The 26,001-nt window shown below is 68.8% G+C and carries 21 protein-coding genes and 1 tRNA gene; 3 read left to right on the forward strand and 19 right to left on the reverse strand.

The genetic code is table 11. The annotated features are described in order from the left end of the window. Window positions 1-2 precede the first annotated feature (2 nt). From ABFX36_RS07465 to rpmE, 5 genes are all read right to left on the reverse strand, one after another. The gene (locus ABFX36_RS07465) at window positions 3-1,226 is read right to left on the reverse strand and encodes a serine hydroxymethyltransferase (RefSeq protein WP_346075726.1); all 1,224 of its coding nucleotides are present in this window, start codon (window positions 1,224-1,226) and stop codon (window positions 3-5) included. Then, the gene (locus ABFX36_RS07470; protein ID WP_039867458.1) at window positions 1,223-1,882 is read right to left on the reverse strand and encodes an L-threonylcarbamoyladenylate synthase; all 660 of its coding nucleotides are present in this window, start codon (window positions 1,880-1,882) and stop codon (window positions 1,223-1,225) included. Before ABFX36_RS07470 ends, ABFX36_RS07465 begins: the two co-directional genes overlap by 4 nt. After that, the gene (prmC, locus tag ABFX36_RS07475) at window positions 1,879-2,811 is read right to left on the reverse strand and encodes a peptide chain release factor N(5)-glutamine methyltransferase (RefSeq protein WP_062367564.1); all 933 of its coding nucleotides are present in this window, start codon (window positions 2,809-2,811) and stop codon (window positions 1,879-1,881) included. Before prmC ends, ABFX36_RS07470 begins: the two co-directional genes overlap by 4 nt. Then, window positions 2,808-3,881 (reverse strand): peptide chain release factor 1, encoded by a 1,074-nt coding sequence (gene prfA / locus ABFX36_RS07480; protein ID WP_062367563.1) that lies wholly within the window; start codon window positions 3,879-3,881, stop codon window positions 2,808-2,810. Before prfA ends, prmC begins: the two co-directional genes overlap by 4 nt. 185 nt (window positions 3,882-4,066) lie before the next feature. Continuing rightward, on the reverse strand, window positions 4,067-4,279 hold the full coding sequence (rpmE, locus tag ABFX36_RS07485) for a 50S ribosomal protein L31 (protein ID WP_006896411.1): 213 nt from the start codon (window positions 4,277-4,279) through the stop codon (window positions 4,067-4,069). Between the two features lie 300 nt (window positions 4,280-4,579). On the opposite strand from rpmE, the gene ABFX36_RS07490 reads away from it, so the two are divergent. Then, on the forward strand, window positions 4,580-5,764 hold the full coding sequence (locus ABFX36_RS07490) for a diflavin oxidoreductase (protein WP_062367562.1): 1,185 nt from the start codon (window positions 4,580-4,582) through the stop codon (window positions 5,762-5,764). Window positions 5,765-5,857: 93 nt separating this feature from the next. Here ABFX36_RS07490 and rho read toward each other — a convergent pair whose 3' ends face one another. From rho to ABFX36_RS07535, 9 genes are all read right to left on the reverse strand, one after another. Next, window positions 5,858-7,822: a transcription termination factor Rho gene (rho, locus tag ABFX36_RS07495; protein ID WP_428832048.1), complete on the reverse strand. Its 1,965-nt coding sequence runs from the start codon at window positions 7,820-7,822 to the stop codon at window positions 5,858-5,860. 158 nt (window positions 7,823-7,980) lie between these two features. Beyond that, complete coding sequence (thrB, locus tag ABFX36_RS07500) at window positions 7,981-8,931, reverse strand: homoserine kinase (protein WP_346075731.1); 951 nt, start codon at window positions 8,929-8,931, stop codon at window positions 7,981-7,983. A gap of 16 nt (window positions 8,932-8,947) precedes the next feature. Next, window positions 8,948-10,033, reverse strand: a complete 1,086-nt coding sequence (thrC, locus tag ABFX36_RS07505) for a threonine synthase (protein ID WP_006896415.1) — start codon at window positions 10,031-10,033, stop codon at window positions 8,948-8,950. After that, a complete protein-coding gene (locus ABFX36_RS07510) occupies window positions 10,026-11,333 on the reverse strand; it encodes a homoserine dehydrogenase (RefSeq protein WP_222111053.1) in 1,308 nt (435 codons plus the stop codon). The genes thrC and ABFX36_RS07510 overlap by 8 nt, the downstream gene beginning before the upstream one ends. Then, complete coding sequence (gene lysA / locus ABFX36_RS07515; protein ID WP_346075735.1) at window positions 11,330-12,754, reverse strand: diaminopimelate decarboxylase; 1,425 nt, start codon at window positions 12,752-12,754, stop codon at window positions 11,330-11,332. The genes ABFX36_RS07510 and lysA overlap by 4 nt, the downstream gene beginning before the upstream one ends. Next, a complete protein-coding gene (gene argS / locus ABFX36_RS07520) occupies window positions 12,751-14,403 on the reverse strand; it encodes an arginine--tRNA ligase (protein WP_006896418.1) in 1,653 nt (550 codons plus the stop codon). The genes lysA and argS overlap by 4 nt, the downstream gene beginning before the upstream one ends. Before the next feature lie 96 nt (window positions 14,404-14,499). Beyond that, window positions 14,500-14,883, reverse strand: coding sequence for a VOC family protein (locus tag ABFX36_RS07525; protein ID WP_346075738.1), 384 nt, complete (start codon window positions 14,881-14,883; stop codon window positions 14,500-14,502). Window positions 14,884-14,911: 28 nt separating this feature from the next. Then, the gene (locus ABFX36_RS07530) at window positions 14,912-15,622 is read right to left on the reverse strand and encodes a haloacid dehalogenase type II (protein ID WP_231875733.1); all 711 of its coding nucleotides are present in this window, start codon (window positions 15,620-15,622) and stop codon (window positions 14,912-14,914) included. Beyond that, entirely contained in the window at window positions 15,619-16,470 is an 852-nt protein-coding gene (locus tag ABFX36_RS07535) for a shikimate 5-dehydrogenase (protein WP_346075740.1), read from the reverse strand. The genes ABFX36_RS07530 and ABFX36_RS07535 overlap by 4 nt, the downstream gene beginning before the upstream one ends. Before the next feature lie 251 nt (window positions 16,471-16,721). On the opposite strand from ABFX36_RS07535, the gene ABFX36_RS07540 reads away from it, so the two are divergent. Both ABFX36_RS07540 and ABFX36_RS07545 read left to right on the forward strand, forming a co-directional pair. Continuing rightward, entirely contained in the window at window positions 16,722-18,098 is a 1,377-nt protein-coding gene (locus ABFX36_RS07540; protein WP_222111052.1) for an NAD(P)-binding domain-containing protein, read from the forward strand. A gap of 78 nt (window positions 18,099-18,176) precedes the next feature. Further along, window positions 18,177-19,478 (forward strand): replication-associated recombination protein A, encoded by a 1,302-nt coding sequence (locus tag ABFX36_RS07545; protein ID WP_346075743.1) that lies wholly within the window; start codon window positions 18,177-18,179, stop codon window positions 19,476-19,478. 7 nt (window positions 19,479-19,485) lie between these two features. On the opposite strand, the gene acmB is transcribed toward ABFX36_RS07545, so the two are convergent. The 5 genes from acmB to ABFX36_RS07570 form a co-directional block, all read right to left on the reverse strand. Next, on the reverse strand, window positions 19,486-20,664 hold the full coding sequence (gene acmB, locus ABFX36_RS07550; RefSeq protein WP_346075847.1) for a methyl acetate hydrolase AcmB: 1,179 nt from the start codon (window positions 20,662-20,664) through the stop codon (window positions 19,486-19,488). 136 nt (window positions 20,665-20,800) lie between these two features. Further along, window positions 20,801-21,790 (reverse strand): AraC family transcriptional regulator, encoded by a 990-nt coding sequence (locus ABFX36_RS07555; RefSeq protein ID WP_346075744.1) that lies wholly within the window; start codon window positions 21,788-21,790, stop codon window positions 20,801-20,803. 98 nt (window positions 21,791-21,888) lie between these two features. Further along, window positions 21,889-21,964, reverse strand: a tRNA-Arg gene (locus tag ABFX36_RS07560). A gap of 67 nt (window positions 21,965-22,031) precedes the next feature. Next, window positions 22,032-24,656, reverse strand: coding sequence for an AAA family ATPase (locus tag ABFX36_RS07565; RefSeq protein ID WP_278126833.1), 2,625 nt, complete (start codon window positions 24,654-24,656; stop codon window positions 22,032-22,034). Continuing rightward, window positions 24,653-25,942 carry a metallophosphoesterase family protein gene (locus ABFX36_RS07570; RefSeq protein ID WP_346075745.1) on the reverse strand — a complete coding sequence of 430 codons (1,290 nt, stop codon included), beginning with the start codon at window positions 25,940-25,942 and terminating at the stop codon, window positions 24,653-24,655. The genes ABFX36_RS07565 and ABFX36_RS07570 overlap by 4 nt, the downstream gene beginning before the upstream one ends. Window positions 25,943-26,001: the final 59 nt, after the last annotated feature.

Consider the following 26,001-nt stretch of genomic DNA (forward strand, 5'->3'; position numbering starts at 1 on the left):
CGTCACCCCTCCCCCACGGCCGCCACGGCGGCGGTGATCGCCGCGCGGCGGGCCTCGTCGGATGGATCGGTCCGCATCGCGTCGAGCATGAGGTCGGCGATCTGCGGCATGTCCGCGGGCCGCAGTCCGTCGGCGGCAAGTACGGCCGTGCCGAAGCGGATGGCCGAGCCCTCGGAGACCGGCGCCTCGTCGAACGGGGTGACCGCCTTGTCGACGATGATCCGGCAGGCCGCCAGCCGCTTGGCCGCTTCCCGTCCGGTGATGCCGAGCGACGAGACCTCGATCACCGCCAGATGCGTGTCGGTGCCGCCCGAGACGGTGCGCAGCCCGCGCGCGCCCAGTTCGGTGGCCAGGGTGGCGGCGTCGTCCGCCACGTCGCGGGCATAGGCCGCGTACTCCGGGCGCAGGCACTCGCCGAACGCCACCGCCTTGGCCGCGATCGAGTGCATCGCCGGAGCGCCCTGCATGAACGGGTACACCGCCCGCGAGAGCGAGTCCTCGTGTTCGGACCTGGCGAGCAGCAGTCCGCCGCGCGGTCCGCGCATCACCTTGTTGGTGGCGACCGTCACCACGTCGGCGTACGGCACGGGCGAGTCGAGCACCCCGCCGACGGCGAGACCGGCCAGATGCGCCGCGTCGACCCAGAGGATGCAGTCGGCCTCGTCGGCGATGGTGCGCATCGCCGCGAAGTCCCACGACCGGGAGTAGGACGTACCGCCCGCGACGAGAATCCGCGGCCGGTGAATGAGGGCCAGATCCCGGATCTGGTCGTAGTCGATCCGCTCGTTGTCGCGGCGGACCTCGTAGTTCAGGACACTGAACCAGCGTCCCGACAGGTTCGCGCGCGAGCCGTGTGACTGGTGGCCGCCGTGCTTGAGGTTCAGGGAGAGCACCTGATCGCCCGGCTGCGAGAACGCGGCGTACACCGCGAAGTTCGCGAGCGCCCACGACAGCGGCTGGACGTTGACGTAATCGGCGCCGAACAGCGTGTGCGCGCGGCTGATCGCGAGCTGCTCGACCTCGTCGACCACCTCCGCTCCGCCGTGGTACCGGTGGCCGGGATAGCCCTCGGCGTACTTGTCCGCCAGAATCGATCCGACCGCGGCCCGCACCGCGGGGGTGGCCGTCGACTCCGCGGCCACCATCTGCAGGCTGCCGCGCCGGCGCGTCTCCTCGCGCCGAAGCAGTTCGGCGATCTCCGGATCACTCGCCAGCGGATCGGTCACGGCCGTCCCCGGAGCTCATCCGCGTCCACGTCGAGCACTTCGGCGATGTCCTCGGCGGTGATCGCGCCCTCACGCAGAATGCGAGGGTCCGGGCCGGTGAGGTCGACGATCGTCGAGGCGACGGCATGGTCGGCCGGACCGCCGTCGAGATAGACCGACACCTTCTCCTGCAGCTGCTCGCGGGCCTGGTGCACCTGCACCGCGGGCGGATGGCCGGAGATATTGGCGCTGGAGACGGCCATCGGCCCGATCTCCCGCAGCAATTCGATCGCGACCGGATGCAGGGGCATGCGGATCATCACGCTGCCCGAGGTGTCGCCGAGATCCCAGGCGAGAGACGGGGCCTGCTCCACCACCAGGCTCAAACCGCCCGGCCAGAAGGCCTGCACCAGCTCACGGGCCTGCGGCGACACCGACCTGACTAGACCGTCCACGGTATGCCACGAGCCCACCAGGACCGGTACCGGCATGTCCCGCCCGCGGCCCTTCGCCGCCAGCAGCGACGCGACCGCTTCGCTGTCGAATGCGTCGCACCCGAGTCCGTAGACCGTGTCGGTCGGCATCACGATGAGCCGCCCGGCGCGCACGGCTCCCACCGCCGCCCGGATTCCGGCTTCCCGCTCGTCTGGATCACTGCAATCGAACACCGCGCTCACGTATTCCATCCTTCCACGCCGTCGGCCCCCGATCGCGCAGGGTCACCGACGGCTGCTCGTACAGCGGTCACGAACCGGGGTCGCCCGGCGAGGTCGTCATGGGTGCGGACGGCGGCGAATCCGCCGGTCGCCGTCAGCGCGTCGCGCACCAGATCGGCGGTCGTGTCGTCGTGCTCGACGGCCACAGACGCGCCCACTCGCAGAGCCGAGGCGAGGATCGGCGCCAGTTGATCGATCAGGTCCATTCCGCAGTCGCCGGAGAAGACCGCCTCGGGCGGATCGTGCGCCACCTCCGGTGAGACCTCGGCGCCGGACGGAACGTACGGCGGGTTGCTCACGACGACGTGCGCCGAAGCCAGCAGGGGCGCGACCGCCGCGACATCGGTGACGTCGGCCCGCACCACGGCGACCCGTTCCGTGAGTCCGGTCGCCTCGAGGTTGCGTCGCAGATACGACAGCGCCCGCTCCGAGCGCTCGACGGCCGTCACCGTCGCGTCGGGTGCGCCGGCGGAGATCGCCAGGGCCAGCGCGCCGCTCCCGGAGCACAGGTCGACCACGCGGATCGGGTCGCCCGCACTCTCGCGGAGTTCGGCGATGCGGGCCAGCGCCCACTCCGCTAGCAACTCGGTCTCCGGCCGCGGAATGAAGACTCCCGGTCCCACCGTCAACTCCAGGCCCGCGAAGAATGCGCGAGAAGTGATGTGCTGCAAAGGAACCCGCGAGCAGCGTTGCTCCACGGCGGCAACGACGCGACCGCGCAGCTCGGCAGGCACCTCATCGACGAGAAGCAGCCGTCCGGGATCCACCCCGAGCATCTGCGCCACCAGTTCGGCGGCCTCGGCACCGGCCGAGTCGATCCCGGCCTCGGCCAGCCGCACCGCCGCCCACCGGCGCAGAGCGTCGGCCGAACCGCCTTCGGGTGCCGTCACTGCTGCAGGCGTGCCTGCTTGTCGGCGTCGACGAGCGCGTCGAGCAGCGCGTCCATCTCACCGTCGAGCACCGAGTCGAGGTTGTTGGCCTTGTAGCCGATCCGGTGGTCGGTGATGCGGTTCTCCGGGAAGTTGTACGTGCGGATCCGCTCCGAACGGTCCACGGTCCGGATCTGCGCCTGCCGGCCGGCGGCGGCCTCGGCCTCGGCCTCCTCCTCCGCCAGGGCCTTGAGCCGCGCCGCGAGCACCTGCATGGCACGGGCCTTGTTCTGCAACTGCGAGCGCTCGTTCTGACAGGTCACGACGATGTTCGTCGGCAGGTGCGTGATGCGGACCGCCGAGTCGGTGGTGTTGACGCCCTGACCGCCCTTCCCGGAACTGCGGTAGACGTCGATCCGGAGGTCGGACTCGTCGATGTGGATCTCCTCCACCTCGTCGGGCTCCGGGTAGATCAGCACCCCGGCGGCCGATGTGTGGATCCGGCCCTGGGACTCGGTGACCGGAACCCGCTGAACCCGGTGGACACCGCCCTCGAACTTCAGCCGCGACCACACACCGTCGCGGAGCGTCTCCCGCGCCTTGATCGACACGGTGGCCTCCTTGTAGCCGCCGAGATCGGACTCGGTGACGCCCAGGACCGTCGCCTTCCAGCCGCGCTTCTCGCAGTACTTCAGGTACATGCGGACGAGGTCGGAGGCGAACAGCGCCGACTCCTCGCCACCCGCTCCCGACTTGACCTCGAGCACGACGTCGTCGGAATCGTGTGGATCGCGGGGCGCCAGCAGGTCGGTCAGCGCGGCGTCCAACTCGGCGACGGTCGACTCGAGCGCCGGGATCTCCTCGGCGAATCCCGGATCTGCCTCGGCGAGTTCCCTGGCCGCCTCGAGGTCGTCGCGCGCGGCCGTGAGCTTGGTGTAGGTGGTCATCACGGGTGCGAGTTCGGCGAACCGTTTGCCCACGCGGCGCGCGTTGGCCGGATCGTCGTGCAACGACGGGTCGGACAACTGAGCCTGGAGTCCGGCGTGCTCGGCGAGGATGTCGTCGATCGCGGACGGTTCCTGCGTACTCACCTGATGATTCTCTTTCGTCCTAGGAGGCTCCACCCAGACACTCCGGCGCGGCGCGCCGCGGCAGACGGCGGCGTCGAACGACAGCGGGCGTTAACCGACGGTGGGCGTTAAACGACGGTGGGCATTAAACGACAGACGCCCGACTCGAGATCCGCTGGGATCTCTCGCCGGGCGCCGGGTGCAAGCTACTTGACGCGCTTGCCGTAACGCTTCTCGAAGCGAGCCACACGACCGCCGGTATCGAGGATCTTCTGCTTGCCGGTGTAGAACGGGTGGCAGTTGGAGCAGACTTCCACGGTGATGTGGCCGCCCTTGGCGGTGCTGCGCGTGGTGAACTCATTCCCGCAACCGCAGTTGACGGTGGTCACCTCGTAGTCGGGATGGATTCCCTGCTTCATTGATGTCCCTTCATCATGGTCGCCGGGTCACCTCTGATTTTTCAGTGGTGTGAACCGGAACCGGACTGACCGAAGAATTATTCCACAACCCCGGTCACCCCGGCCAATCGCGCAGGTGCGAGGCCTGGCGGTCCTCCAGCGCGACAGCAGTCAGATCGCAGTGAGACCGGTCTCTCTTCCTGTCGGGCCCAACCGGAGCCGACCGCCGGACGGTCTACCCTCGTACTCGGACCGGCCCGGTCGAGGACGCCGTCCACCCCGCACCACGTCCCTGCGAGCCTCCGGGAGCACCGAGTACACATGACGACCGCGAATCCGACGAGTGATGCCGCAACCGCCCGCGCCTCGAAACGGCCTCGCTGGTCCCGCCGGAATCCGTACCCTGCGACCGTGGTGCGCAACAGCCTCCTGACGGCACCCGACAGCGACAAGGAGGTGCGCCACCTCGTACTCGACATCTCCGGCTCCGGGCTGGAGTACCTGCCGGGCGATGCCGTCAACGTCACCCCCGCCAACGAGCCGGCGCTGGTCGCCGCGATCGTCGACCGGCTCGGCGTTCCGGGCGACACGGTGATCACCGACCGCAAGGGTGAGCGGACGCTCACCAATGCACTCACACACGGTTTCGAGATCACCTCGGTCTCGCCGTACCTGCTCGATCACCTCGCGAACGCCCGCGGCGTCGGAGAGGTGGCCGACCTGCTGGCCGGCGACCGTGCCGCACTCGAAGAATGGTCGCGCGGCCGGGACGTCCTGGACCTGCTCAACCTGGACCCCACCTGGTTTCCGACGCCCGAGGCCTTCCTCGGCGAACTGCGCCCCCTCGCCGCCCGGACGTACTCGATCTCGTCGTCACCTGCCGTCCACGAGGGAACCCTGCACCTGACGCCCGCCACCGTGCGACATTTCGCGACCGAGTTCTGGGGCGATGGCCGCGACCGCGGCGGCGCCGCGTCCACCTATCTCGCCGACCGCGTGGAACCCGGCGACACCGTGGGGATCTACGTGACTGCCAACAAGTCGTTCCGGCTGCCCGAGCCGGACACCGACATCATCATGGTGGGCCCGGGCACGGGCATCGCCCCGTTCCGGGCCTTTCTGCACGAGCGCCGCCAGGACAACGGCCGAGGACGCAACTGGCTGTTCCACGGTGCTCGACATCGCGACCAGGACTTCCTGTACCGCGACGAGATGTGGGCGATGGAAGCCGACGGGACCCTCCGGCTCGACGTCGCCTTCTCCCGCGAGCAGGACGAGAAGGTCTACGTCTCGCACCTCATGGGAGGACGGGGCGAGGAACTGTACAGCTGGATCCGCGACGGCGCGGTCCTCTACGTATGCGGCGACGCCACCAAGATGGCACGCGACGTGGAGGAGACCCTGGTGGCGATCATTCGCGAGTACGGCGGCTTCGACGATGAGGGAGCACGCGCCGAACTCCAGCGGCTGCGCGAGTCGGGTCAGTACCGCCGCGACGTCTACTGACGCCGCACTCTCCCGAAACGCCACTGTGCCGTACCCCGTGACCCGATTCGGGTCACGGAATACGGCACAGTGCACCAATCCGCGGTGGAGGCCTCAGTCGTTGTCGACGACGCTGGGCGCGTTCTTGCTCACCTGCATCAGGAACTCGACATTGCTCCGCGTCTTCTTGAGCTGCACGACGAGCAGGTCGATCGCGGCCTGCGAGTCCAGTCCGGAGAGCAGACGGCGCAGTTTGTGGACGATGGCGAACTCATCCGGCGACAGCAGGAGCTCGTCCTTGCGCGTGCTCGACAGGTTGACGTCGACCGCGGGGAAGACGCGCCGCTCGGCGATCTTACGGTCGAGCTTCAGTTCGGCGTTGCCCGTTCCCTTGAACTCCTCGAAGATCACCGTGTCGCCCGTCGACCCGGTCTCGACCAGCGCCGAAGCGATGATCGTCAGCGATCCGCCGTTCTCGATGTTGCGCGCGGCACCGAGGAATCGCTTCGGCGGATACAGCGCCTGGGAGTCGACACCACCGGAGAGGATGCGGCCCGAGGCGGGCGATGCGTTGTTGTACGCGCGGCCGAGACGGGTGATCGAGTCGAGCAGCACGACGACGTCCATACCGTTCTCCACCAGCCGCTTGGCACGCTCGATCGCGAGCTCCGCGACGCTGGTGTGATCCGACGGCGGGCGGTCGAAGGTCGACGCGATGACCTCGCCCTTCACGCTCCGCTGCATGTCGGTGACTTCTTCGGGACGCTCGTCCACCAGCACCACCATCAGGTGGCATTCCGGATTGTTGGTGGTGATCGCGTTCGCGATGTCCTGCAGGATCGTCGTCTTACCGGCCTTCGGCGGGGAGACGATCAGCGCACGCTGCCCCTTGCCGATCGGCATGATCAGGTCGATGACGCGGGTAGAGATCCGTTCGGGCGTGGTCTCGAGCCGCAGTCGCTGATTCGGGTAGAGCGGAGTCAGCTTGGTGAAGTCGGGACGCTTGCGCGCCGAGTCGACGTCGGTGCCGTTGACGGTGTCCAGCCGCACCAGCGGATTGAACTTCTGCCGCTGGTTGTTGGGGTTCTCGCCCTCGCGCGGCACCTTCACGGCACCGGTGATCGCGTCACCGCGGCGCAGTCCGTTGCGGCGGACCATGTTCATCGACACGTAGACGTCGTTGGGTCCGGCCAGGTAGCCGGACGTCCGCACGAACGCGTAGTTGTCGAGCACGTCGAGGATGCCCGCCACCGGCGCGAGGACGTCGCCCTCGTTGACCTGGGGCTCCCCCGCGTTGCCGCCGTCGCGGTCGCGTCCGCGACGACGCTCGCGGAACCGGCGTCCGCGGCGACGACCACCGCCCTCGCCGTCGTCGTCATCGTTGTTGTTGCGGTTCTGGTTCTGACCGCCGCCCTGGTTGCCGCCCTGGTTCTTCTGACCCTGGTTCTGGTTCCCGCCCTGGTTCTGATTGCCCTGACCCGACTTATCGCCGCCGTCCTGGCTCTTGTCGCCCTGGTTCCGCTCTCCCCCGCGGTTGCGGTTGCGGTTGCGCCGGTTGCCGTCGCCGTCCTGCTCGCCGCGCTGCTGGGCGGGCTTCTCGTCGCGGCCCTGCTCGGTGTTGCGCTGCTCGGAGCCCTTCTGGTCGGAGCTCTTCTGGTCAGCGCTCTTGTGGTCAGAGCTGTCGGTCTCCGGAGCCTTCGCGGCCCGCGACGATCCATCATCGCCCGCAGCATCGGCGCCGCGCCGGGCATTGCGCCGTCCACTGGGCTGCTGATCGTTCGCGGCACGCTCGCCGGCCTGCGGCTTCTCCGGCGCAGACTTCGCTGCGTCGGACTTCTCTGCGTCGGACTTCTCTGCGGGCTTCTCCGCACGCTTGTCCGCCGCGGCCTTCTCTGCGCCCTTGGCGGAGCCGGCTCCGCCGTGCTGATGAGCCCTGATCACGTCGATCAGATCGCCCTTGCGCATTCCCGACGTGCCCTTGATGCCCAGCTCAGCAGCCAGACTGCGGAGTTCGGGCAGCAGCATGGCGGAAAGTCCGGTACGGGCCCGCTTGGGTGCCTGCACATCCGTTTCGGTCACGGAATTCCTTTCGTTCCCCGGCTTCAGATGCCGGGGGCCCCACCCAGAACACGGGTGGAGGAGCAAAAATTGTTGGTTCGCCGGACAATCGGGTGGAGATCAGACACGCCCTGGGTCCCGGTGAAGCACTCTCAGCGTACCACCGGGTAGCCGCTGCGTCAGGAGACCACCTCGACGCCGTCCGCCACCGCGACGGGGATCATCGCGAAACCCAGATCGGCGGCGAGGTCTGCCTCGTGCGTTCCGAGGGGACGCGTTCCCAGCACCAGAACCGAAGGCCCAGCACCCGATACGGTAGCGGCGTGTCCGCGTTCGCGCAATGAATGCACCAGGCGAGTCGTCTCGGGAAGCGCCTGTTCGCGATAGCCCTGGTGCAGACGGTCCTCGGTGGCGTCGATCAGCCACGCGGGATCGGTGGTCAGTGCCACGACTCCCAGTGCCGCGCGGCTGACGTTGAAGACCGCGTCCGCTCGCGGCACCGCGTCGGGCAGCAGGCCGCGCGTGGTCTCGGTGGACGACTCGGTCTGCGGCACGAATACCGTGGCCACCACCGCCGGATGCAACTCCAACCGGCGGGCGTAGAACGACTCCTGACCGTGCGACCACGTCACCACCGCCGAGCCCAGCACGGACGCCGCCGCATTGTCGGGATGGCCTTCGAACTCACTGGAGAGCTGCACCAGCGCAGCGTCGTCGAGGGCCGGGCGCCGACCGTCGAGGGCCACCAGCGCCGACGCCGCCGCGAGTCCGCCCACCGCTGCCGCGGCCGACGACCCCAGCCCGCGCGAGTGCGGGATCGCGTTGCGGCATTCGAGGTGGAAACCGCCGACTGCGACGCCGGCGCTCTCGAATCCCCGGACCACCGCGCGCGCCACCAAGTGGCGCTCGTCGAGCGGAACCTGGCCGGCGGCTTCGCCGGTCACCGCGACGGTGATGCCGGTTCCGGTGACGGTGACCGCGACCTCGTCGTAGATCGCGAGGGCCATGCCGAGGCAATCGAACCCCGGACCCAGATTCGCACTCGACGCCGGGACCTTCACTCGGACCGAAAGCCCTTCGGGCAGAATGCATTCCGCGTCGGGATGCCCGATCAGCGCGTCGTTGGTCATCGCCGTTTCCACGTCGTCAGTTCACACCCAGCGCAGTCGCCACGGCGACGGGATCGACCTGGATCGCATCCACCTTCGGCATGCCGAGCAGCGCCGTGTCCGGGTCCTTCAAACCGTTGCCGGTCACGGTGCACACCACGGTCTCCCCCGGCTTCACCCAGCCCTCCTCGCGGCTCGCGAGCAGGCCGGCGACGCTGGCGGCCGAGGCCGGCTCCACGAAGACGCCTTCGCGTCCGGCGACCAGCTTGTACGCCTCGAGGATCTTCTCGTCGGTGGCCGCGCGGAACATGCCGCCCGACTCGTCCTTGGCGGCGACAGCCTGGTTCCAGCTGGCCGGCGAGCCGATGCGGATCGCGGTCGCGATGGTCTCCGGGTCGCTCACCGGGGCTCCGTTGACCAGCGGCGCAGCACCGGCGGCCTGGACGCCGAGCATGCGCGGCAGGGAGTCGATGATCCCGTCGGAGTGGTACTCGCGGTAACCCTTCCAGTACGCGGTGATGTTTCCCGCGTTACCGACCGGGAGTGCGTGCACGTCGGGGGCCTTGCCGAGGACGTCGACGATCTCGAACGACGCCGTCTTCTGGCCCTCGATGCGGGCCGGGTTCACCGAGTTGACCAGCTCGATCTCCGGGTAGTCGGCGGTCACCTTGCGCGCGAGCTCCAGACAGTCGTCGAAGTTGCCCTGCACCTGGATCACCTTCGCGCCGTGCATGACGGCCTGAGCGAGCTTGCCCATCGCGATCTTGCCCTCGGGGATCAGCACCGCACAGGTGATTCCCGCGCGCGTGGCATACGCCGCCGCCGAAGCCGACGTGTTGCCGGTCGAGGCGCAGAGGACCGCCTTCTTGCCGTTGTTGACGGCATTGGTGACGGCCATCGTCATACCGCGGTCCTTGAACGACCCGGTGGGGTTGAGCCCCTCCACCTTGAGGTAGACCTCGCAGCCGGTGATCTCCGAGAGCACCGGAGCCGCCACCAGCGGCGTCGCGCCCTCCAGGAGGGTGACGATCTTCCAGTCGTCGCGCACCGGCATGCGGTCGCGGTAGGCCTCGATCAGGCCCGGCCATCCGCGGTGGACGGGCTGGTACTCGGCGTTAGTCATTGGTTCCCTCCAGACGGAGCACGCTGGACACCTTGATTACGGAGTCCATCTGTTCAAGTGCGGCAACGGTTTCCGACTGTGCGCGGTCGGAGGCGCGATGTGTGACGACGATCAGCCGGGCGTCGGTGCCCGCGCCCTCCTGGCGTACCGCGGCAATGCTGACGTCGCGCGCCGCGAACTCGCCCGCCACCTGCTGAAGGACTCCGGGCTTGTCGGCGACCTTCATCGAGACGTAGTAGCGCGTCGGGACCTCGTCGATCGACGCGATCGGCAGCGAGGCGTAGGTGGATTCCAGCGGACCGCGCCCGTGGTACACCCGGTTCCGGGCGGCCATCACCAGATCACCGAGCACCGCCGATGCGGTGGGTGCGCCGCCGGCGCCCTGACCGTAGAACATCAGGCGGCCGGCATTCTCCGCCTCCACGGCGACGGCGTTGAACGCGCCGTTGACGGTGGCGAGCGGGTGCTCCAACGGAACCAGCGCCGGGTAGACGCGGGCGGAGATCTTCTCCCCGTCGGCGGTCTGGATGCGCTCGCAGATGGCCAGGAGCTTCACCGTGCAGTCGAACTTCTTCGCCGCCTCGAGATCCTTCGAGGTGATCTTGGTGATCCCCTCGCGGTAGACGTCCGACGCGGTGACCCGGGAATGGAAGGCGATCGAGGCGAGAATCGCGGCCTTCGAAGCCGCGTCGTACCCTTCGACGTCCGCGGTGGGATCGGCCTCGGCGTAGCCCAGCCGGCCGGCCTCGGCGAGTACCTTGCCGTAGCCCGCGCCGGTCTCGTCCATCTCCGAGAGGATGTAGTTGGTGGTGCCGTTGACGATTCCGGCCACCCGATTCACCGAGTCGCCCGCGAGCGACTGGGTCAGCGGGCGGATCACCGGGATCGCGCCCGCGACCGCCGCTTCGAAGTACAGGTCGACCCGGTTGTCCTCGGCCGCCTTGGCCAGTTCGCCCGAATGCGCGGCGATCAGCGCCTTGTTGGCGGTGACGACGGACTTGCCCGACTCCAGGGCGGTCTTGATGAGCGCGCGGGCCGGCTCGATGCCGCCGATCAGCTCGACCACCATGTCGACGTCGTCGCGGGCGACGAGGCTGTGCGGATCGTCGGTCAGCAACGCCGGATCGACGCCCTCGCGCGCTCGGGAGGCATCGCGCACCGCGACGCCCCGGAGCACGAGCGGCGCGCCGATCCGAGCCCGCAGGTCGGCGGCGTTCTCGGTCAGAATCCGAACGACCTCGGTGCCGACATTGCCCATGCCCAACACGGCCACGCCGATCGGACGGGATGATTCGCTCATTCCGGGTCCACCTCCAGGCTCAAGAAGTCCTCCACCGTCTCCCGCCTCAGCATGAGCCGGGACCGGCCGTCATTGACTGTCGCGACCGCCGCACGCGGCACCATGTTGTAGCGGCTCGACATGGAATAGCAGTAGGCGCCGGTGGCGCCCACCACGAGCAGATCGCCCGGGGCCAGGTCGTCCGGCAGCCAGCAGTCGCGGATAACGATATCGCCGCTCTCGCAGTGCTTGCCCACCACCCGGCAGACGACGGCCTTCGCGTCCGAGACGCGCGAGGCGAGCCGGACGTCGTACTCGGCGTCGTAGAGCACCGTGCGGATGTTGTCGCTCATGCCGCCGTCGACCGAGACGTACCGGCGCACGGTGTTCCCGTCGAGTGCGACGTCCTTGACGGTTCCCACCCGGTACAGCGTCACGCCCGCCGGCCCCGCGATCCCGCGACCGGGTTCGACCGCGATGGTCGGCATCGGCAGGTTCAGCGCGGCCGACTCGCGGCGGACGATCTCCGCCAGCGCCTCGGCCAGCACGCTGACCGGCGGCGGGTCGTCGCTCTCCAGGTACGAGATGCCGAGACCGCCGCCGAGGTCGAGCACCTTGAGCTGCGAGGTCTTCTCGACCCCGAACTCGGCGACGATGTCGGCGAGCAGGCCGATCACCCGGCGTGCGGCGAGCTCGAATCCGTCGATCTCGAAGATCTGCGAGCCGATGTGGCTGTGCAGCCCCACCAGACGCAGGTTGTCGGCGGCGAAGACCGCGCGAACCGCGTCGAGCGCCACACCGCCGGCGAGTGCGAAACCGAACTTCTGGTCCTCGTGCGCCGTCGAGATGAACTCGTGAGTGTGCGCCTCGACGCCTGGAGTCACCCGGACCAGCACGTCGGCGACCACTCCCCGTTCACCGGCGAGACGGTCCAGACGCTCGATCTCGATCATCGAGTCCAGGACGATGTCCCCGACACCGGCGTCGAGTGCCGCCGCCAGTTCGTCCTCGGCCTTGTTGTTGCCGTGCAGCGCGATGCGCTCGGCGGGGAATCCCGCGTGCAGCGCCACCGCCAGTTCGCCTCCGGAGCAGACGTCGAGCGAGAGGCCCTCGGACTCGATCCACTTCGCGACCTGCGAGGAGAGAAAGGCCTTCGACGCGTAGTGCACGCGGCCGTACGGCCCGAACGCCCGCTGCATGTCGGCGCAGCGCGACCGGAAGTCCGCTTCGTCGTACACGAACAGCGGGGTGCCGTACTGCTCGGCGAGCCGGTCGACCCGGACTCCGCCGATCGTCACGACGCCGTCCTCGTCGCGGACGGTCCCACGCGGGTAGACTTTCTCCGGGATACGGGAGAGCTCTTCGGGGCGGTTGGGGCGCTCCGCGAGGTGCGGAGCGGCGAGGATCTCGGCGTGGCGGGGGCCGGCGGGGTGTGCCATCACATTCTCTCCGGAGCGCTGACGCCGACCAGCTCGAGGCCGTTGGCGAGGACTTGGCGGGTGGCTTCGCAGAGCGCGAGCCGGGCGGCGTGCACATCGCCCGCCTCCTCGTCGCCCTGCGGGAGGACGCGGCAGCGCGCGTAGAACCGGTGATAGGCACCGGCCAGCGACTCCAGGTAGCGGGAGACCCGATGCGGTTCGCGCAGTGCGGCGGCGGTGGCGACCACCTCGGAGAAGTCGCCGATGGTGCGGATCAGATCGCCCTCGGACTCGTCGTCGAGAAGCTCCAGACGCGCGGTGCTCGCCGACAACCCGAGCTCGGCCGCGTGACGGGCCAGCGCCGACAGCCGGGCATGCGCGTACTGCACGTAGTAGACCGGGTTGTCGGAGGACTGCTTGCGCAGCAGATCGAGGTCGATGTCGATGTTGACGTCGATCGACGAGCGGATGAGCGCGTAGCGGGCGGCGTCGACTCCGACCGCCTCGACGAGGTCGTCGAGCGTGATGACGGTTCCCGCGCGCTTGGACATCCGGACCGGCTGTCCGTCCCTCACCAGATTCACCATCTGCCCGATGAGGACCTCGACGGCTTCGGGGTCGTATCCCAGCGCGGCGGCCGCGGCCTTCAGCCGAACCACGTAGCCGTGATGATCGGCGCCGAGCATGTAGATGAGGTGATTGGCGCCGCGGTCGTGCTTGTCCTTGAGGTAGGCGATGTCGCCGGCGATGTAGGCGGCGTTCCCGTCGCTCTTGATGACGACGCGGTCCTTGTCGTCGCCGTAATTCGTCGACCGCAGCCACCAGGCGCCTTCGGCCTCGTACAGGTTCCCGTTGGCCTTGAGCTCGTCGATCGCCTGCTCGACGAGGCCTCGATCGAACATCGAGTTCTCGTGCGTGTAGACGTCGAAATCGGTGCCGAACTCGTGCAGCGTCCGCTTGATGTGCGCGAACATGAGCTCCACGCCCTCGGCACGGAAGACCTCCCGCGCCTCCGCGACCGGCAGCTCGAGGACTCCGGGCGACTTCTCGACGACGGTCGCGGCGATCTCGTCGATGTACTCGCCGGCGTACCCGTCGTCGGGGGTCGGCTCGCCCTTGGCCGCGGCCAGCAGCGAGTTCGCGAACCGGTTGATCTGCTCGCCGTGGTCGTTGAAGTAGTACTCGCGCGTCACCTTCGCGCCGCGTGCGGTGAGCACGCGCCCTAGTGCGTCGCCCACCGCGGCCCAGCGTGTGCCGCCGAGGTGGATGGGGCCGGTGGGATTGGCGGACACGAACTCCAGGTTCACGTTCAGCGCCGAGAGCTCGTCACCGCGGCCGTACGCATCCCGCTGTGCGAGGACGGCGGCGACCGTCTGATTCTGTGCGGCCGCAGCCAAGCGCAGATTGACGAATCCGGGTCCGGCGACCTCCGCGGAGTCGATGCCGGGGTCGGTCGCGAACTCGTCGGCCAGCCACGTCGCCAGTTCGCGCGGATTGGCTCCCGCGCGCTTGCCCAGTTGCAGGGCGATGTTGGTGGCGTAATCGCCGTGCTCCGGGCTGCGCGGACGCTCCACGACCACGGTCTCCGGAATCAACGACGTATCGAGGTCATGAGCGTGGAAGACCTTCTGCGTCGCAGCGCGAAGCAGAGCAGCGAGTTCGGTGGGAGTCACGGGAACCTATCTTATTGTCCCAGGTGCGGTTCACGACAATCGGACCTCGGTGCCGGGAATCGGCGCTGTCCGAGGCCCCACCCGCCGGGGGAGTGCTCAGGGCAGGTTCAGCTGCCAGGACACTCCGAATCGGTCGTTGACCCAGGCGAAGGCCTGCGAGAAGCCGTAGTCGCCGATCGGCATCAAGACCCCGCCGCCTTCGCCGAGAAGTGCGGCGAGACGCTCGAGCTCGGCGCGTTCGTCGACGTCGACGAACAGCGAACTCGACGGGGTGAAATCGAAGGCGTGGCCGACGGCGCTGTCGCTGACCAGCACCCGCAGGCCGGCGAGATCGAGTTCGGCGAGCATGATGCCCTGGGCCGGGTCGGCGTGCGGCGCGGACGTGACCACGCGTCCGCCGGGGAATGCGGAGAGGTACAGGTCGATCGCGTCGGCGGCGACGGCCCCCTGGAACATGAGGAACGGACGGATCTGCGTCATGACGCGAGCGTAGTGGCGGTAGCTCGGTTCAGCAGCCGAGCAGGGTCGCGAGTTCGTCGATGCCGCGAACGTGGAAGCGATCGTCGGGGCAGCGCGCCTCCGGCTTGGGCTCCGGACCCCATTCCGCGGGCCGCTCCACATACGCCGTCTGCAGGCCGAATCCACGCGCCGCGGCGAGATCGGTCACGTGCGTCGCGACCATCAGGACCTCACCGGGATCCACCCGCATCAGCCGCGCGAGCCCGAGGTACACCTCACCGGACGGTTTGTAGTGGCGCCAGAGGTCCGAGCCGCCGATGAAGTCCCAGGGCAGACCCGCGGACTTGGCCATCTCGGTCAGGAGTGCCACGTTGCCGTTGCTCAGGGCGCAGATCGTGTACCTCTCCTTGAGGCGGCGGAGTCCCTCGGGCGAATCCGGCCACGCCGGGAGGACGTGCCACGCGTGCACCGCGGCGTCCAGCTGATCGGCGCCGGCCCGGATTCCGTGCTCTTCGCGCAGCAGCCGGTCGAGTGATTCGCGATGCAGATCGTCGAGCAGCGTCCAGTCCCGGCTCCCCTGTTCCACCTCGGCCAGTGCCGGCGCGTAGGTTCGTCGCCAGGAACGCGCCAGCGCCGAGGCGTCGATCTCCGGAAAGATCTGAGCCAGAACACGACTGACCCCGGTATGCCAGTCGGCCACCGTCCCGAAGGTGTCGAAGGCGATCACTTTCACCGAGGGCGCGCCGGTAGTCGAAGTCACCCGGTCAGTGTCGCATCGCCGGCACGTGAGTACTCGGACGCCTCCCGGATCTGTTCCGGCGTCGGCGTCACTCCGGTGTAGAGCGCGAACTGCGCCGCGGCCTGTCCGGCGATCACCGCGTCTCCGCTGATCGTCTCGAGTCCGCGGGCCCGCATCGCCCGCACCATCGGCGTGTCGGGCGGCATCGCCACCACCTCGAGACAACCGGTCGCCGCGTCGACGAGAGCCTCGTCGAACGGCAGCGCGTCGGCGTCCGGTCCCCCGGCCATGCCGATCGGCGTCGCGTTGACGAGAGTCGCGGGGGCGAGTCCCGCTGCGTTGACCGCATGCCGGTAGCCGTATCGCGCGGCGAGCACGGCACCGGCGGCCCGGTTGCGCGCGACCACGGTCACATCGGTGAAGCCGGTCGCACGCAGCGCCGCGACCACCGCCTTCGCCATTCCGCCGCTTCCGGCGACGGCCACCGGCGCGGTGCGATCGAAGCGCGAGGCGGCCAGCAGGTCGGCGACCGCCTGATAGTCGGTGTTGTACGCGTGGAGCACGCCGTCGTCGTTCACGATCGTGTTCACCGAGTCGATGGCCGCGGCCGACTCCTCCATCACGTCGATCAGGTCGATCACCGCCTCCTTGTACGGCATCGACACCCCGGCACCGCGGATCGGGAGGCCACGGATCCCGGCCACCGCCGAGGCGATGTCGGTCGGCGCGAAGGCCTTGTAGACGAAGTTCAGGCCCAACCGGTTGTAGAGATAGTTGTGGAAGCGGGTCCCGATGTCGGACGGCCGCGCCGCCAGCGAGACGCACAGCACGGTGTTTCGGTTGAGAGCGCGGGAATGCGGGGCGGTCATGGACCGACCGTAGCGGGCAGCCGGTGCCACGAGCCACCGAGCCGGCGACCGATTCGCTCTGAAGAATGCGAAACATGCAATTCTATCACGCCGCTGAAATCACTCCCGACGAGTTTGACATCGGTCGGACAATTCACCATCGTGACCCTTGGGACGACCATCGATCGTTTGACCACAGATGGGCCGGTACACGGCCCGGGACCGGCGGATTCCAACGACATCCCTCAGTCCAGTCTGGCGTGAAAGGTAAAATGTTGAATAGTGTGAAAAGAGTTGCGATCATCGGCGCGGGGCCCAGTGGAATGGCAGCCCTGCGCGCTTTCAAATCGGCGGAGAAGTCCGGCTCCGAGATCCCCGAAGTGGTCTGTTACGAGAAGCAGGACGACTGGGGTGGACAGTGGAACTTCACCTGGCGCACCGGAACCGACGGGTACGGCGAACCCGTGCATTCGAGCATGTACCGGAATCTGTGGTCCAACGGCCCCAAAGAGGCGCTCGAGTTCGCCGAGTACACATTCGACGAGCATTTCAACCGTCCGATCTCCTCTTATCCTCCTCGCGAAGTCCTCTGGGATTACATCAACGGCCGTGCCGTCCAGTCGGGTGTGAAAGAACTCGTCCGATTCGCTCACGTGGTGCGTCGGGTGGAATTCGACGATGAGACCGAACAGTTCACCGTCACCGTCGACGATCTGCGCGAGCATGTGACCTCCACCGAGGTCTTCGACGAAGTCATCGTCTCGACGGGTCATTTCTCATTTCCCAATGTCCCCGACATCGCGGGAATCGAAACCTTTCCCGGCGAGGTGATCCACGCGCACGAGTTCCGCGGCGCCGAGCGATTCGCCGGTCAGCGCCTGCTGCTCGTCGGGGGGTCGTACTCCGCCGAGGACATCGGCATCCAATCTCACAAGATGGGGGCCCGGCACGTGACGATGAGCTACCGGTCGCGGCCGCAGGGATTCGCGTGGCCCGACGGTGTCGACGAGAGACCGCAGATCGACCGGATCGACGGCGGTGTCGCCACCTTCATCGACGGCTCATCCGGAGAGTTCGACGCGATCATCCTCTGCACCGGGTACCTGCACCACTACCCGTTCCTCCCGGAGCATCTGCATCTGCGTTCGCCCAACAACCTCTACCCCGGCGGTCTCTACCGGGGCGTGACGTGGCAGGCGAACCCGCACCTGCACTACCTCGGCGCGCAGGATCAGTGGTTCACGTTCAACATGTTCGACGCGCAGGCCTGGTATGTACGGGACCTCATCCTCGGTCGAGCCCAGCTCCCGTCTGCCGATGAGCGTGCCGCGCACATGCGTCAGTGGGCCGATCGTTACCGCGGCGTCGAGGACGACGCCGCCGCGGTGCGTTTCCAGGCCGACTACATCCGCGATCTGATCGAGCAGACGGACTACCCGATGTTCGACCTCGACGAGGTGGTGCGGATCTTCCTCGAATGGAAGGCCGACAAGAAGCGGAACATCCTCACCTACCGGGATCAGGTGTACCCGTCGGTGATGACGGGAACGATGGCCGCCGTTCACCACACCCGCTGGATCGACGAGCTCGACGACTCCCGGGAGCGCTACCTCGAATCCCAACCCACGGCCGACCGTGTGACGAGCTGACGGCCACCGGCGCAGACGGCCGGATGTCGGAGGGCGCACCTACAATCGGGGCAGCATCCGCGCGACGAGGAGCACAGCGTGCAACAGCCGTCACTCTTCGAGCCCGACGACACCGGCCGTCCGCTCGCCGACCGAATGCGGCCTCGGTCGATCACGGAGGTGGTCGGGCAGGACCACCTCCTCGGCCCGGACGGAGCGATCGGCCAGATGGTCGCCGAGAAGCGGCTGGCGTCGATGATCCTGTGGGGTCCCCCGGGCTGCGGCAAGACGACGATCGCGCGGCTTCTCGCCGAACAGACCGACCTCGTCTTCGAACCGCTGTCGGCGACATTCGCGGGAGTCGCCGATCTGCGGAAGGTGTTCCGCGCGGCGGAGAAGCGCCGCGAGCTCGGCCGCGGCACCCTGCTGTTCGTCGACGAGGTGCATCGGTTCAACCGCGCGCAGCAGGACTCCTTCCTTCCCTACGTCGAAGACGGCACCGTCGTCCTGGTGGGCGCGACCACCGAGAACCCCAGCTTCGAGCTCAACGCCGCCCTGCTCTCCCGCTGCCGAGTCTTCGTTCTCAAACGACTCGAGGAGGCCGCGCTCGTCGAGTTGGTCGAACGAGCCGAGACTCTGACGGGACGGGAGCTGCCCCTCGACGGCGAGGCCCGGCAGGCGCTGGTCGCGATGGCCGACGGCGACGGACGCTATCTGCTCAACCTCGTCGAGCAACTCGGCCACATCAGCACGCCGATCGGCGTCGACGAGTTGGTCCGGCTGGTGCAGCAGCGGGCTCCCCTGTACGACAAGTCGCAGGAAGGGCACTACAACCTGATCTCGGCCCTGCACAAGTCGATGCGCGGCTCCGACGCCGATGCCGCCTTGTACTGGCTGGCCCGGATGCTCGACGGCGGAGAGGATCCGCTCTACATCGCCCGGCGCATCGTGCGCTTCGCCGCCGAGGACGTGGGCATGGCCGATCCCCGGGCGCTCGCGCAGGCGCTGGCCGCGTGGGACACATACGAGCGGCTCGGCTCACCCGAAGGTGAGCTCGCCATCGCACAGGCGGTGGTGTACTTGGCCACCGCGCCGAAGTCGGTCGCCGTCTACCGGGGATTCGGGGCGGCCCGGGCCCTCGCCCGGCGCACCGGATCGCTCATGCCGCCGAAGCACATTCTGAATGCGCCCACCGGATTGATGCGCGAGCTCGGCTACGGTGCCGGCTACCGCTACGACCCGGACACCGAGGACGGATTCTCCGGGGCCGACTACTTCCCCGAAGGCCTGGAGCACGAACCGCTGTACCGGCCGACGGCCAACGGTTTCGAAGCCTCCGTCCGCGAGCGCATCGCCGAATGGGACCGGTTGCGTCTCCGCCGCCGCGGCGAGGGACGGTGACCGCGCCTCAGCGGATCGAGCGGTACACCGCGGTCTCGAAGTCCAGGAAGGCGGCGACCGACGCGGGATCGGCGAACGGCAGCACTTGCGAGCCCCACATCCCGGCGACGTCCGCCTCCCTGTCGATCCAGTAGTAGAGGTTGGCCAGTCCGGCCCACGCGAGCGAGCCTGCCGACCGGCCCGTCGGTGCGGGCTCGTCGTTGACCATGAACGAGTAGGCCCACGACTTGGACTGCCCGGGGAAGAACTCCGCGTCGTGAGTCAGGGCCGGCGCCGACCCGACGAGCTTTCCGACCTTCAGCTCGCCCAGCCCGTTCCGGGATGCCGCCCGCACGGTCTCGGGCGCGAGCACCCGACCGCGCTCGCCCTCGCCGTCCCGCAACCACATCCGCAGGAAGCGGGTGTAGTCCGGGATCGTGGCGTACACCCCCTGTCCGCCCATGTCGACCTCCGGGTCCTGCGGAAGCACCAGGCCGGTGGCGACCAATGACCCGTCGTCGCCGCGCTGGTGGACCTCCGCGCGACGATCCGCCATCGACCGGCTCATGACGAAGGCCGAATCGTCCATGCCGAGGGGCTCGAAGATCCGCTCCCGCATCACCTGCGACAGCCGTTGTCCCCGAACGGCTTCCACCACCAGCCCGGCCCAGTCGATGTTGGTGCCGTATCCCCACCGAGTCCCGGGGTCGAAGAGCAGTGGCGAGGTGAGGCATTCGCGGGATGCGGTGAGAATGTCCGGCTGTCCCGTCGACTCGAGCAGGCGGGCGTAATCCGGTGAGAAGAAGGAGTACGACAGGCCCGCCGTGTGGAGCAGCAGCATCCGGGTGGTGATCTGCGTCGACGGTGGCCGCAGTCGCGGTGAGCCGTCCGGGGCGAAGCCCTCGAGCACCTGCAGCCGGCTGATGTCCGGTACATAGTCCGCAGCCGGGGCGTCGAGGTCGACCAGCGCCTCCTCCACGCATTGCAGCACGGCGGTGGAGGTGAGCGCCTTGGTGCACGAGAAGATCGCGAATACCGTGTCGGCGGTCATCGGCCGACCGTCGTCCACGGACCGGACGCCCGCGGTGCCGAGGTAGGCGTCGCCGCCGCTGCGGGTGACGGTCGCGACGACGCCGGGCACGCGCTGGGCGTCGTCGGCGGAGGCGGCTCGGTTCAGAATGTCGTCGAGGCGGGTGAGGTCGGGCATCGGGATCTCCTGTGCAGCAGTTGATGGCACCAGTGATCCTGGCCGGTGTTCACGGCCGGGTACGTCTGCGAACGGCAGGCACCGTCTCCGAGCGGCGAGCTTCTCGTAGCGGAGACTCGTCCCTACCGGCGGCGGGTCACGACCGCGCGCGAGCGAGCGTCTCGGAGGGATTCTCGCCGAACCTGCGTCGATAGGAGGCCGCGAAGACGCCGAGGTTCACATAACCCCAGGCGTGGGCGGTCGCCGTCACCGACTCGGCGCCGGAGCGCAGTTCGCGGTAGACGCCTTGGAGGCGCTGCTCGACGAGATAGGAGCGCACCGACGTTCCCAGATAACGAGCGAATCCACCGCTCAGCGACCGCACGCTCACGCCCGCCGCGGCCGCGATCTCGGCCACCGTCGGCAGGTCGCGGGCGTGGGCGTCGATGAAGTGCGCCGCGGTGCGGACATAGCCCGGTGCCGCCACGGCGGGCCGACGTTCGAGGTCGACGGCGGCTCGCAGCGCCCAATCGTGCAGGAGTTGCGCGGCGATGAGCTCCTGCAGATGGAGCCCGATTCTGCCCGAGGCGACTGCCTCGGGCGAGATGGCCGCCGTACTCGTCGCATACCCGAGCAGATTCCACCACGGGCTCCCCGATCCGCCGATCACGGCGCCGCGGGACCACAGGGCGTCGTCGGGGACGTGGCCCCACCACTGCAGCGAGAGATCGGCGAGCAGTCGGTGCGGCACCGTGAGATTGAGTTGCAGATGGTCGTCGTCGGCGGCGAGCCGGAAGTCGGTGCGGCTGCAGTCCGCGACGAACGTCTGCCCGGCCCCGAGTTCGGTCCCCTCGGCGCGCCCCACCCGGTGCCGCGTCCGTCCGCGCAGCGTGGTCAGAACCAGCACGTTGCCCGCTTCGGCGTCGAAGTCCCGCAGTGCCACCTCGGTGCCGTACCGGAAGTGCGTCATGGTGATCTCACCGACGTCGATCGAGAACATCGACGAGCAGGGCGACGTCGAACGGCCCGACGGCCGGACGTCGAATGACATGTACTTGTCGTCGGTCCACGCCGCGATCGCATCCCAGTCGGTCTCCGTCACGGACGAGAGGACACCGTTCGGGCGCGGATCGAGCTGTGTCGGCATGGTCGGTAGGTTACTGACACACTGCGACGTTCGGCAGGGATTCAGCAGGCCGGGCGAGGTCTGGGAAGACCGCTGAGAATGATCAGCGCTGACAGATCTGGTGCCCCCCGTAGGATTCGAACCTACGACCTTCTGCTCCGGAGGCAGACGCTCTATCCCCTGAGCTAGGGGGGCTCATCGGGCGAAAGCAACATTAGCGCACAGGGACCTCACCGCCCAACACCGGGGTCACCGCAGCGCGTCAGACGGCGATCAGCTTGGCTCCGGCCACTTCCCGGTACCGGTCGGGCGTGCAGGTCAGGACGATGATCTGCGCATCGCCACCCGCGGTGCCGAGCACATGGGCCATCGAGGCCAGGCGCGTCGGATCGGTGTAGCCGAGCGCATCGTCGAGGATCAACGGCACCCCGTCGGCCTTGTCGACCAGAGTGGCGCAGGCGAGCCGGGCGAGCAGACCGAGCTGCTCCTTGGCACCGCCCGAGAGCGAGTCGACGTCGACCGTGACGCCGTCGAGGGTGCGGGTGGCGATGACGAAGTCGTCGTCGATGTGGAACGACACACCGGAGCCGAAGACCGGGGCCGCCAGCTCCTCCAGACGCTCGGCGAATGGATCCACGTACCGCGCGCGGCTCTCGTTGCGCTTGCGCTGCAGCGTCTCGTGCAGCACACGCGCTCCTGCGGCGCGCTCTCGGACGCGTTGCAGGTGCGCCTGCGCGGCGTCGTTCGCCGCGACCGCCTCCGACAGTTCATCGAGACGTCCGTCGCTTCGGCACACCTCGAGTCTGGTCGACAGCTCGGTCTGGATTCGCTTCTGCTCCGACACCTGCCTGCGCAGCCGGTCCTGCGCGGCCTCGGCCTGCGCGAGCTTCTCGCGCAAACCGTTCAGATCCAGCTGCTCGAGGCGCTGCGTCAGCCGAGCCAGATCCGCCTCCGCGTCGTCGACCTCGGCCGCGTGCTCACGGACCCGCTCCGCGAGCGTTTCGTCGGACGCCGCGGCGGCGGAGTCGCTGAGCTCGGACTCCAGCGCGGCCGACTCTTCGGCGATGCGGACGCCGGTCTCCTCCAGCGCCGATGCCCGCGACTCGTACTCACGCACCGCTGCCAGCCGCGCCTGCCGTGCTCGGTCGGCTTCCGCGGCGAGATCGGACGCGTCACGCTCGATCCGCCGGAGCTCGGCGAGGTCGGCGTGAGCGCGCTCTCCCTCGTGCCCGTTGCCTGCGTCTGCTCCCGCCTGCTGAGTGAGGCGAGACAGCAGGTCCAGGCGCTGCCGTTCGAGGTCCTCCGCCTCGGCTCCGCCGAGCTCACGCGCCAGGGCACGCTCGGTGTCCTGAATCCGCCGAAGGATCTCCGCTCGTCGCGCGGCCGCCGATGCGACGAGCGACAGTTCGGCTACTCCGCACCGGCGACGAAGCTCTGCGGCCCGCTCGCGGAGCGTCTCCAGTTCTGCGGCCGGCTCGGCGGAATCGGCGCCCGGCCGGACCTCGACGCGCACCGATCCCGGCACCTCCACGACTGTGGGCCGCGCCGCCGAGACCTGCGCACCGTCCGCCGCCGTCTCACCGTCGAGGAGGACCTCGTCCGCGCCCAGGCGAGTGATCGTGACCGTGGGTGCGGCCGCGTCGAGCCGAGCCGCGGTGGCGGCGAGATCGCGCTCGAGTGCGGCGGCGAGCCGGACGTCGTCCTCGCTCACCGGGACGGCCGCGGCTTCGGCACGCGCCGACGCCAATTCCGATCGCAGCCGCCGGACCTCGTCGAGTGAGTTGTCCAGGCGGGCCAGACGGGCCCGATCCGATGCGACCACCGCCGCCCTCTCGGCCGCCCGGAGTTCCGCGCCGAGGTCGTCTCGCCGCTTCTGCGATTCCGCGAGCGCCGACGCCAGCTCGGCCGCCTCGCCGGCGGCGGCCTCGGCCTTCGCGCGCGCCTGACTCACGGCTCGGCGATTCTCCGCGAGGGACTCGCGCAGCGCCGCGGCTCGTTCCCGGTCGCGCCGACGGCTTCGCAGCGCGTCGGCCGCGACCCGGTGCGACAGCTTCCTGCTCTCGACTGTGGCCAGAGCCGCCTTGACCTGCTCGCTCACCGCTTCGGCCTCCGCCAGCGCCGCGGCGGCGGTGGAGACCTCGACGTTGCCCGACTGCTCTTGCGCCACCAACTGCCGGATGGTCTCGGCCACGCGGGGAAGCCGATCAGCGGCGTCCTGAACCCGCGCCAGGATCTCCTCGCGCTCGGCGACCGCGGCGGCTGCCCGATCGGCCGCATCGGCGGCCGCGGCGAGTTCACCGGTCGGCCGTCCTTGGGCGAGGGTGAAGTACTTCTTGTACTCCGCGGCCACCGCCGCGACCAGTTCCTGGGTCTGCGGCGTCTCGCCGCCGTCCGACTCGGACTGTCCCGCCGCACGGTCGAGCGCCTGCGAGAGCGCCGAACTGTTCGCGAGGTCGCCCAACCGCGGGTCGGCCGACTGCAGCAACCGGAGCGCCCCGAACAACGTCTTGTCGAGCGCCTCCGCGAGAATCTGGTCCACACGCTCGTGCGCCTCGCGCCCGGTGAGTTGCTCACGCACCGGCCGCGTGATCGTCAAGGTGGTCTCCGGCTGCCGATTGAAACGTTTGAAGTACTCGAAACGCCAAGAGCCGCAAGAGATATCGGCCCACACCTCGGTACCGACGTCGCGCCCCGCGGGCTGGACGGCACGGACGTTCCTCGCCTTGCTGCTCGCCTGAGCGGTCAGCAACAGGTCGAAGGCCTCCATCATCGACGACTTGCCCGCCTCGTTGTCGCCCTCGATGACGGTGACGCCCGTGTCGGCGAACTCCACCTCACGGGCGGCCACTCCGCGAAAGTTCGCCACTCGCAGTCGGTGCAGTCTCATCGGCCCGCCCCCGACAGCCGGTACAGCAGGGCGAGGGCCGCGCGCGCGTCGGCGGCGTCCGCGATGTCGGAATCCGACGCCGCCCGCTCGGCCAGCTCGGCCGCGGCGAGCGCCGCATAGCCTTGGAGATCGAGCTGGGCGACATCGGAAGGATCGGACACGACGGTCAAGTCGTGGTGCCGCTCCCAGATCTTCAACGCCGCGAACCGGTCGCCGAACTCGTCGAGCAGGTCGGCCAGTGCGACTTCGTCGGTCACGCTGATGGTCCCGGTCAACGCCAATTGCACCACCGTGCGCGACTTGTCCGGGATCTCGGAGAACAGTCCGCGCAGCCGCGCGATGTCGTCAGCGCCGTTCATGTGCTCGCGGACCGTGCGAAACGACCACTGCCCCACGCGGTGCGGGGTCACCTCGATCGATGACTCGCCGCCCCGGCTCAGGGTCACCTCCAGAACGTGCCCCGGCGCGGACTCGACATGATCGAACGCGGTCACCTCTGGCGCACCGGAGTACCACACGCGCCCCGAGTCGCCGACCGAAGTGAGCGAATGACGATCCCCCAGGGCGACGTAGTCGACGAGTTCCGCGGCCACCGCGACATCCAGGGCGGCGCTGCCGACGATCGACGGGTCGTCGTTGGGACTGAGCGAATCGACCCCGCCGTGTCCGACCACGATCCGAATGTCGTCGGACTCGGTCAGCTGGGACAGTTGATCGCTCACCAGGTCGGTCAACGGCCGTTTCGTGGTCCATGGGGCCGCCACCAATGCGACACCGTCGCGCACCGCCACCACCCCGGGCTCGTCGAGGACGATGACGTTGTTCGGGCAGGCGGCGACGAACTCGCGCGAGCGGTACACGCTGGTGGCATCGAGCGGATCGTGATTGCCGGGCAGCAGGTACACCGGGACCGGATACTCGCCCAGCGCAGCGAGCGTGCGGCGGATGATCCGGGTCGACACCCGGGGGTCGTCGAAGACATCTCCGCACACCACGACGAACTCCGCTCCGGTGGCGCGTGCGAGATCGCCGATGCGCACCACTGCGTCGTCGCGGGCCGCACTGTACGTCGACTGCGCGTCCCCGGACAGGAAGTGCCGGGTCATGCCGAGTTGCCAGTCGGCCGTGTGCAGGAAGGTGACGCTCCGTGCCGCGGCGGGCTCGGGCGTCGATTCCGCAGCGTCGGCGGGGACGGAGAACAATGCCAGCGGTTCGAGGTCGAACAGCGGTTCCGTCACGCACGACGCGCCGTCGAGCGCCGAATCGTCGTAGGCCGGCCGTGACATGCTCCCGCTCCCTCCAGATCGTCTGTCGGACCGGAGTCGGCCCGTCGTGACGATGGTAC

This window comes from Gordonia cholesterolivorans (genome assembly GCF_039531975.1).
Taxonomy (GTDB): Bacteria; Actinomycetota; Actinomycetes; order Mycobacteriales; family Mycobacteriaceae; genus Gordonia; species Gordonia sihwensis.

Coding starts and splice junctions, on each gene's coding strand:
- rpmE (WP_006896411.1), bottom strand. CDS start 4,279: ATGAAGCAGGGAATCCATCCCGACTACGAGGTGACCACCGTCAACTGC.
- ABFX36_RS07490 (WP_062367562.1), top strand. CDS start 4,580: ATGACGACCGCGAATCCGACGAGTGATGCCGCAACCGCCCGCGCCTCG.
- thrB (WP_346075731.1), bottom strand. CDS start 8,931: ATGACCAACGACGCGCTGATCGGGCATCCCGACGCGGAATGCATTCTG.
- thrC (WP_006896415.1), bottom strand. CDS start 10,033: ATGACTAACGCCGAGTACCAGCCCGTCCACCGCGGATGGCCGGGCCTG.
- ABFX36_RS07510 (WP_222111053.1), bottom strand. CDS start 11,333: ATGAGCGAATCATCCCGTCCGATCGGCGTGGCCGTGTTGGGCATGGGC.
- ABFX36_RS07525 (WP_346075738.1), bottom strand. CDS start 14,883: ATGACGCAGATCCGTCCGTTCCTCATGTTCCAGGGGGCCGTCGCCGCC.
- ABFX36_RS07535 (WP_346075740.1), bottom strand. CDS start 16,470: ATGACCGCCCCGCATTCCCGCGCTCTCAACCGAAACACCGTGCTGTGC.
- ABFX36_RS07540 (WP_222111052.1), top strand. CDS start 16,722: ATGTTGAATAGTGTGAAAAGAGTTGCGATCATCGGCGCGGGGCCCAGT.
- acmB (WP_346075847.1), bottom strand. CDS start 20,664: ATGCCCGACCTCACCCGCCTCGACGACATTCTGAACCGAGCCGCCTCC.
- ABFX36_RS07555 (WP_346075744.1), bottom strand. CDS start 21,790: ATGCCGACACAGCTCGATCCGCGCCCGAACGGTGTCCTCTCGTCCGTG.
- ABFX36_RS07565 (WP_278126833.1), bottom strand. CDS start 24,656: ATGAGACTGCACCGACTGCGAGTGGCGAACTTTCGCGGAGTGGCCGCC.
- ABFX36_RS07570 (WP_346075745.1), bottom strand. CDS start 25,942: ATGTCACGGCCGGCCTACGACGATTCGGCGCTCGACGGCGCGTCGTGC.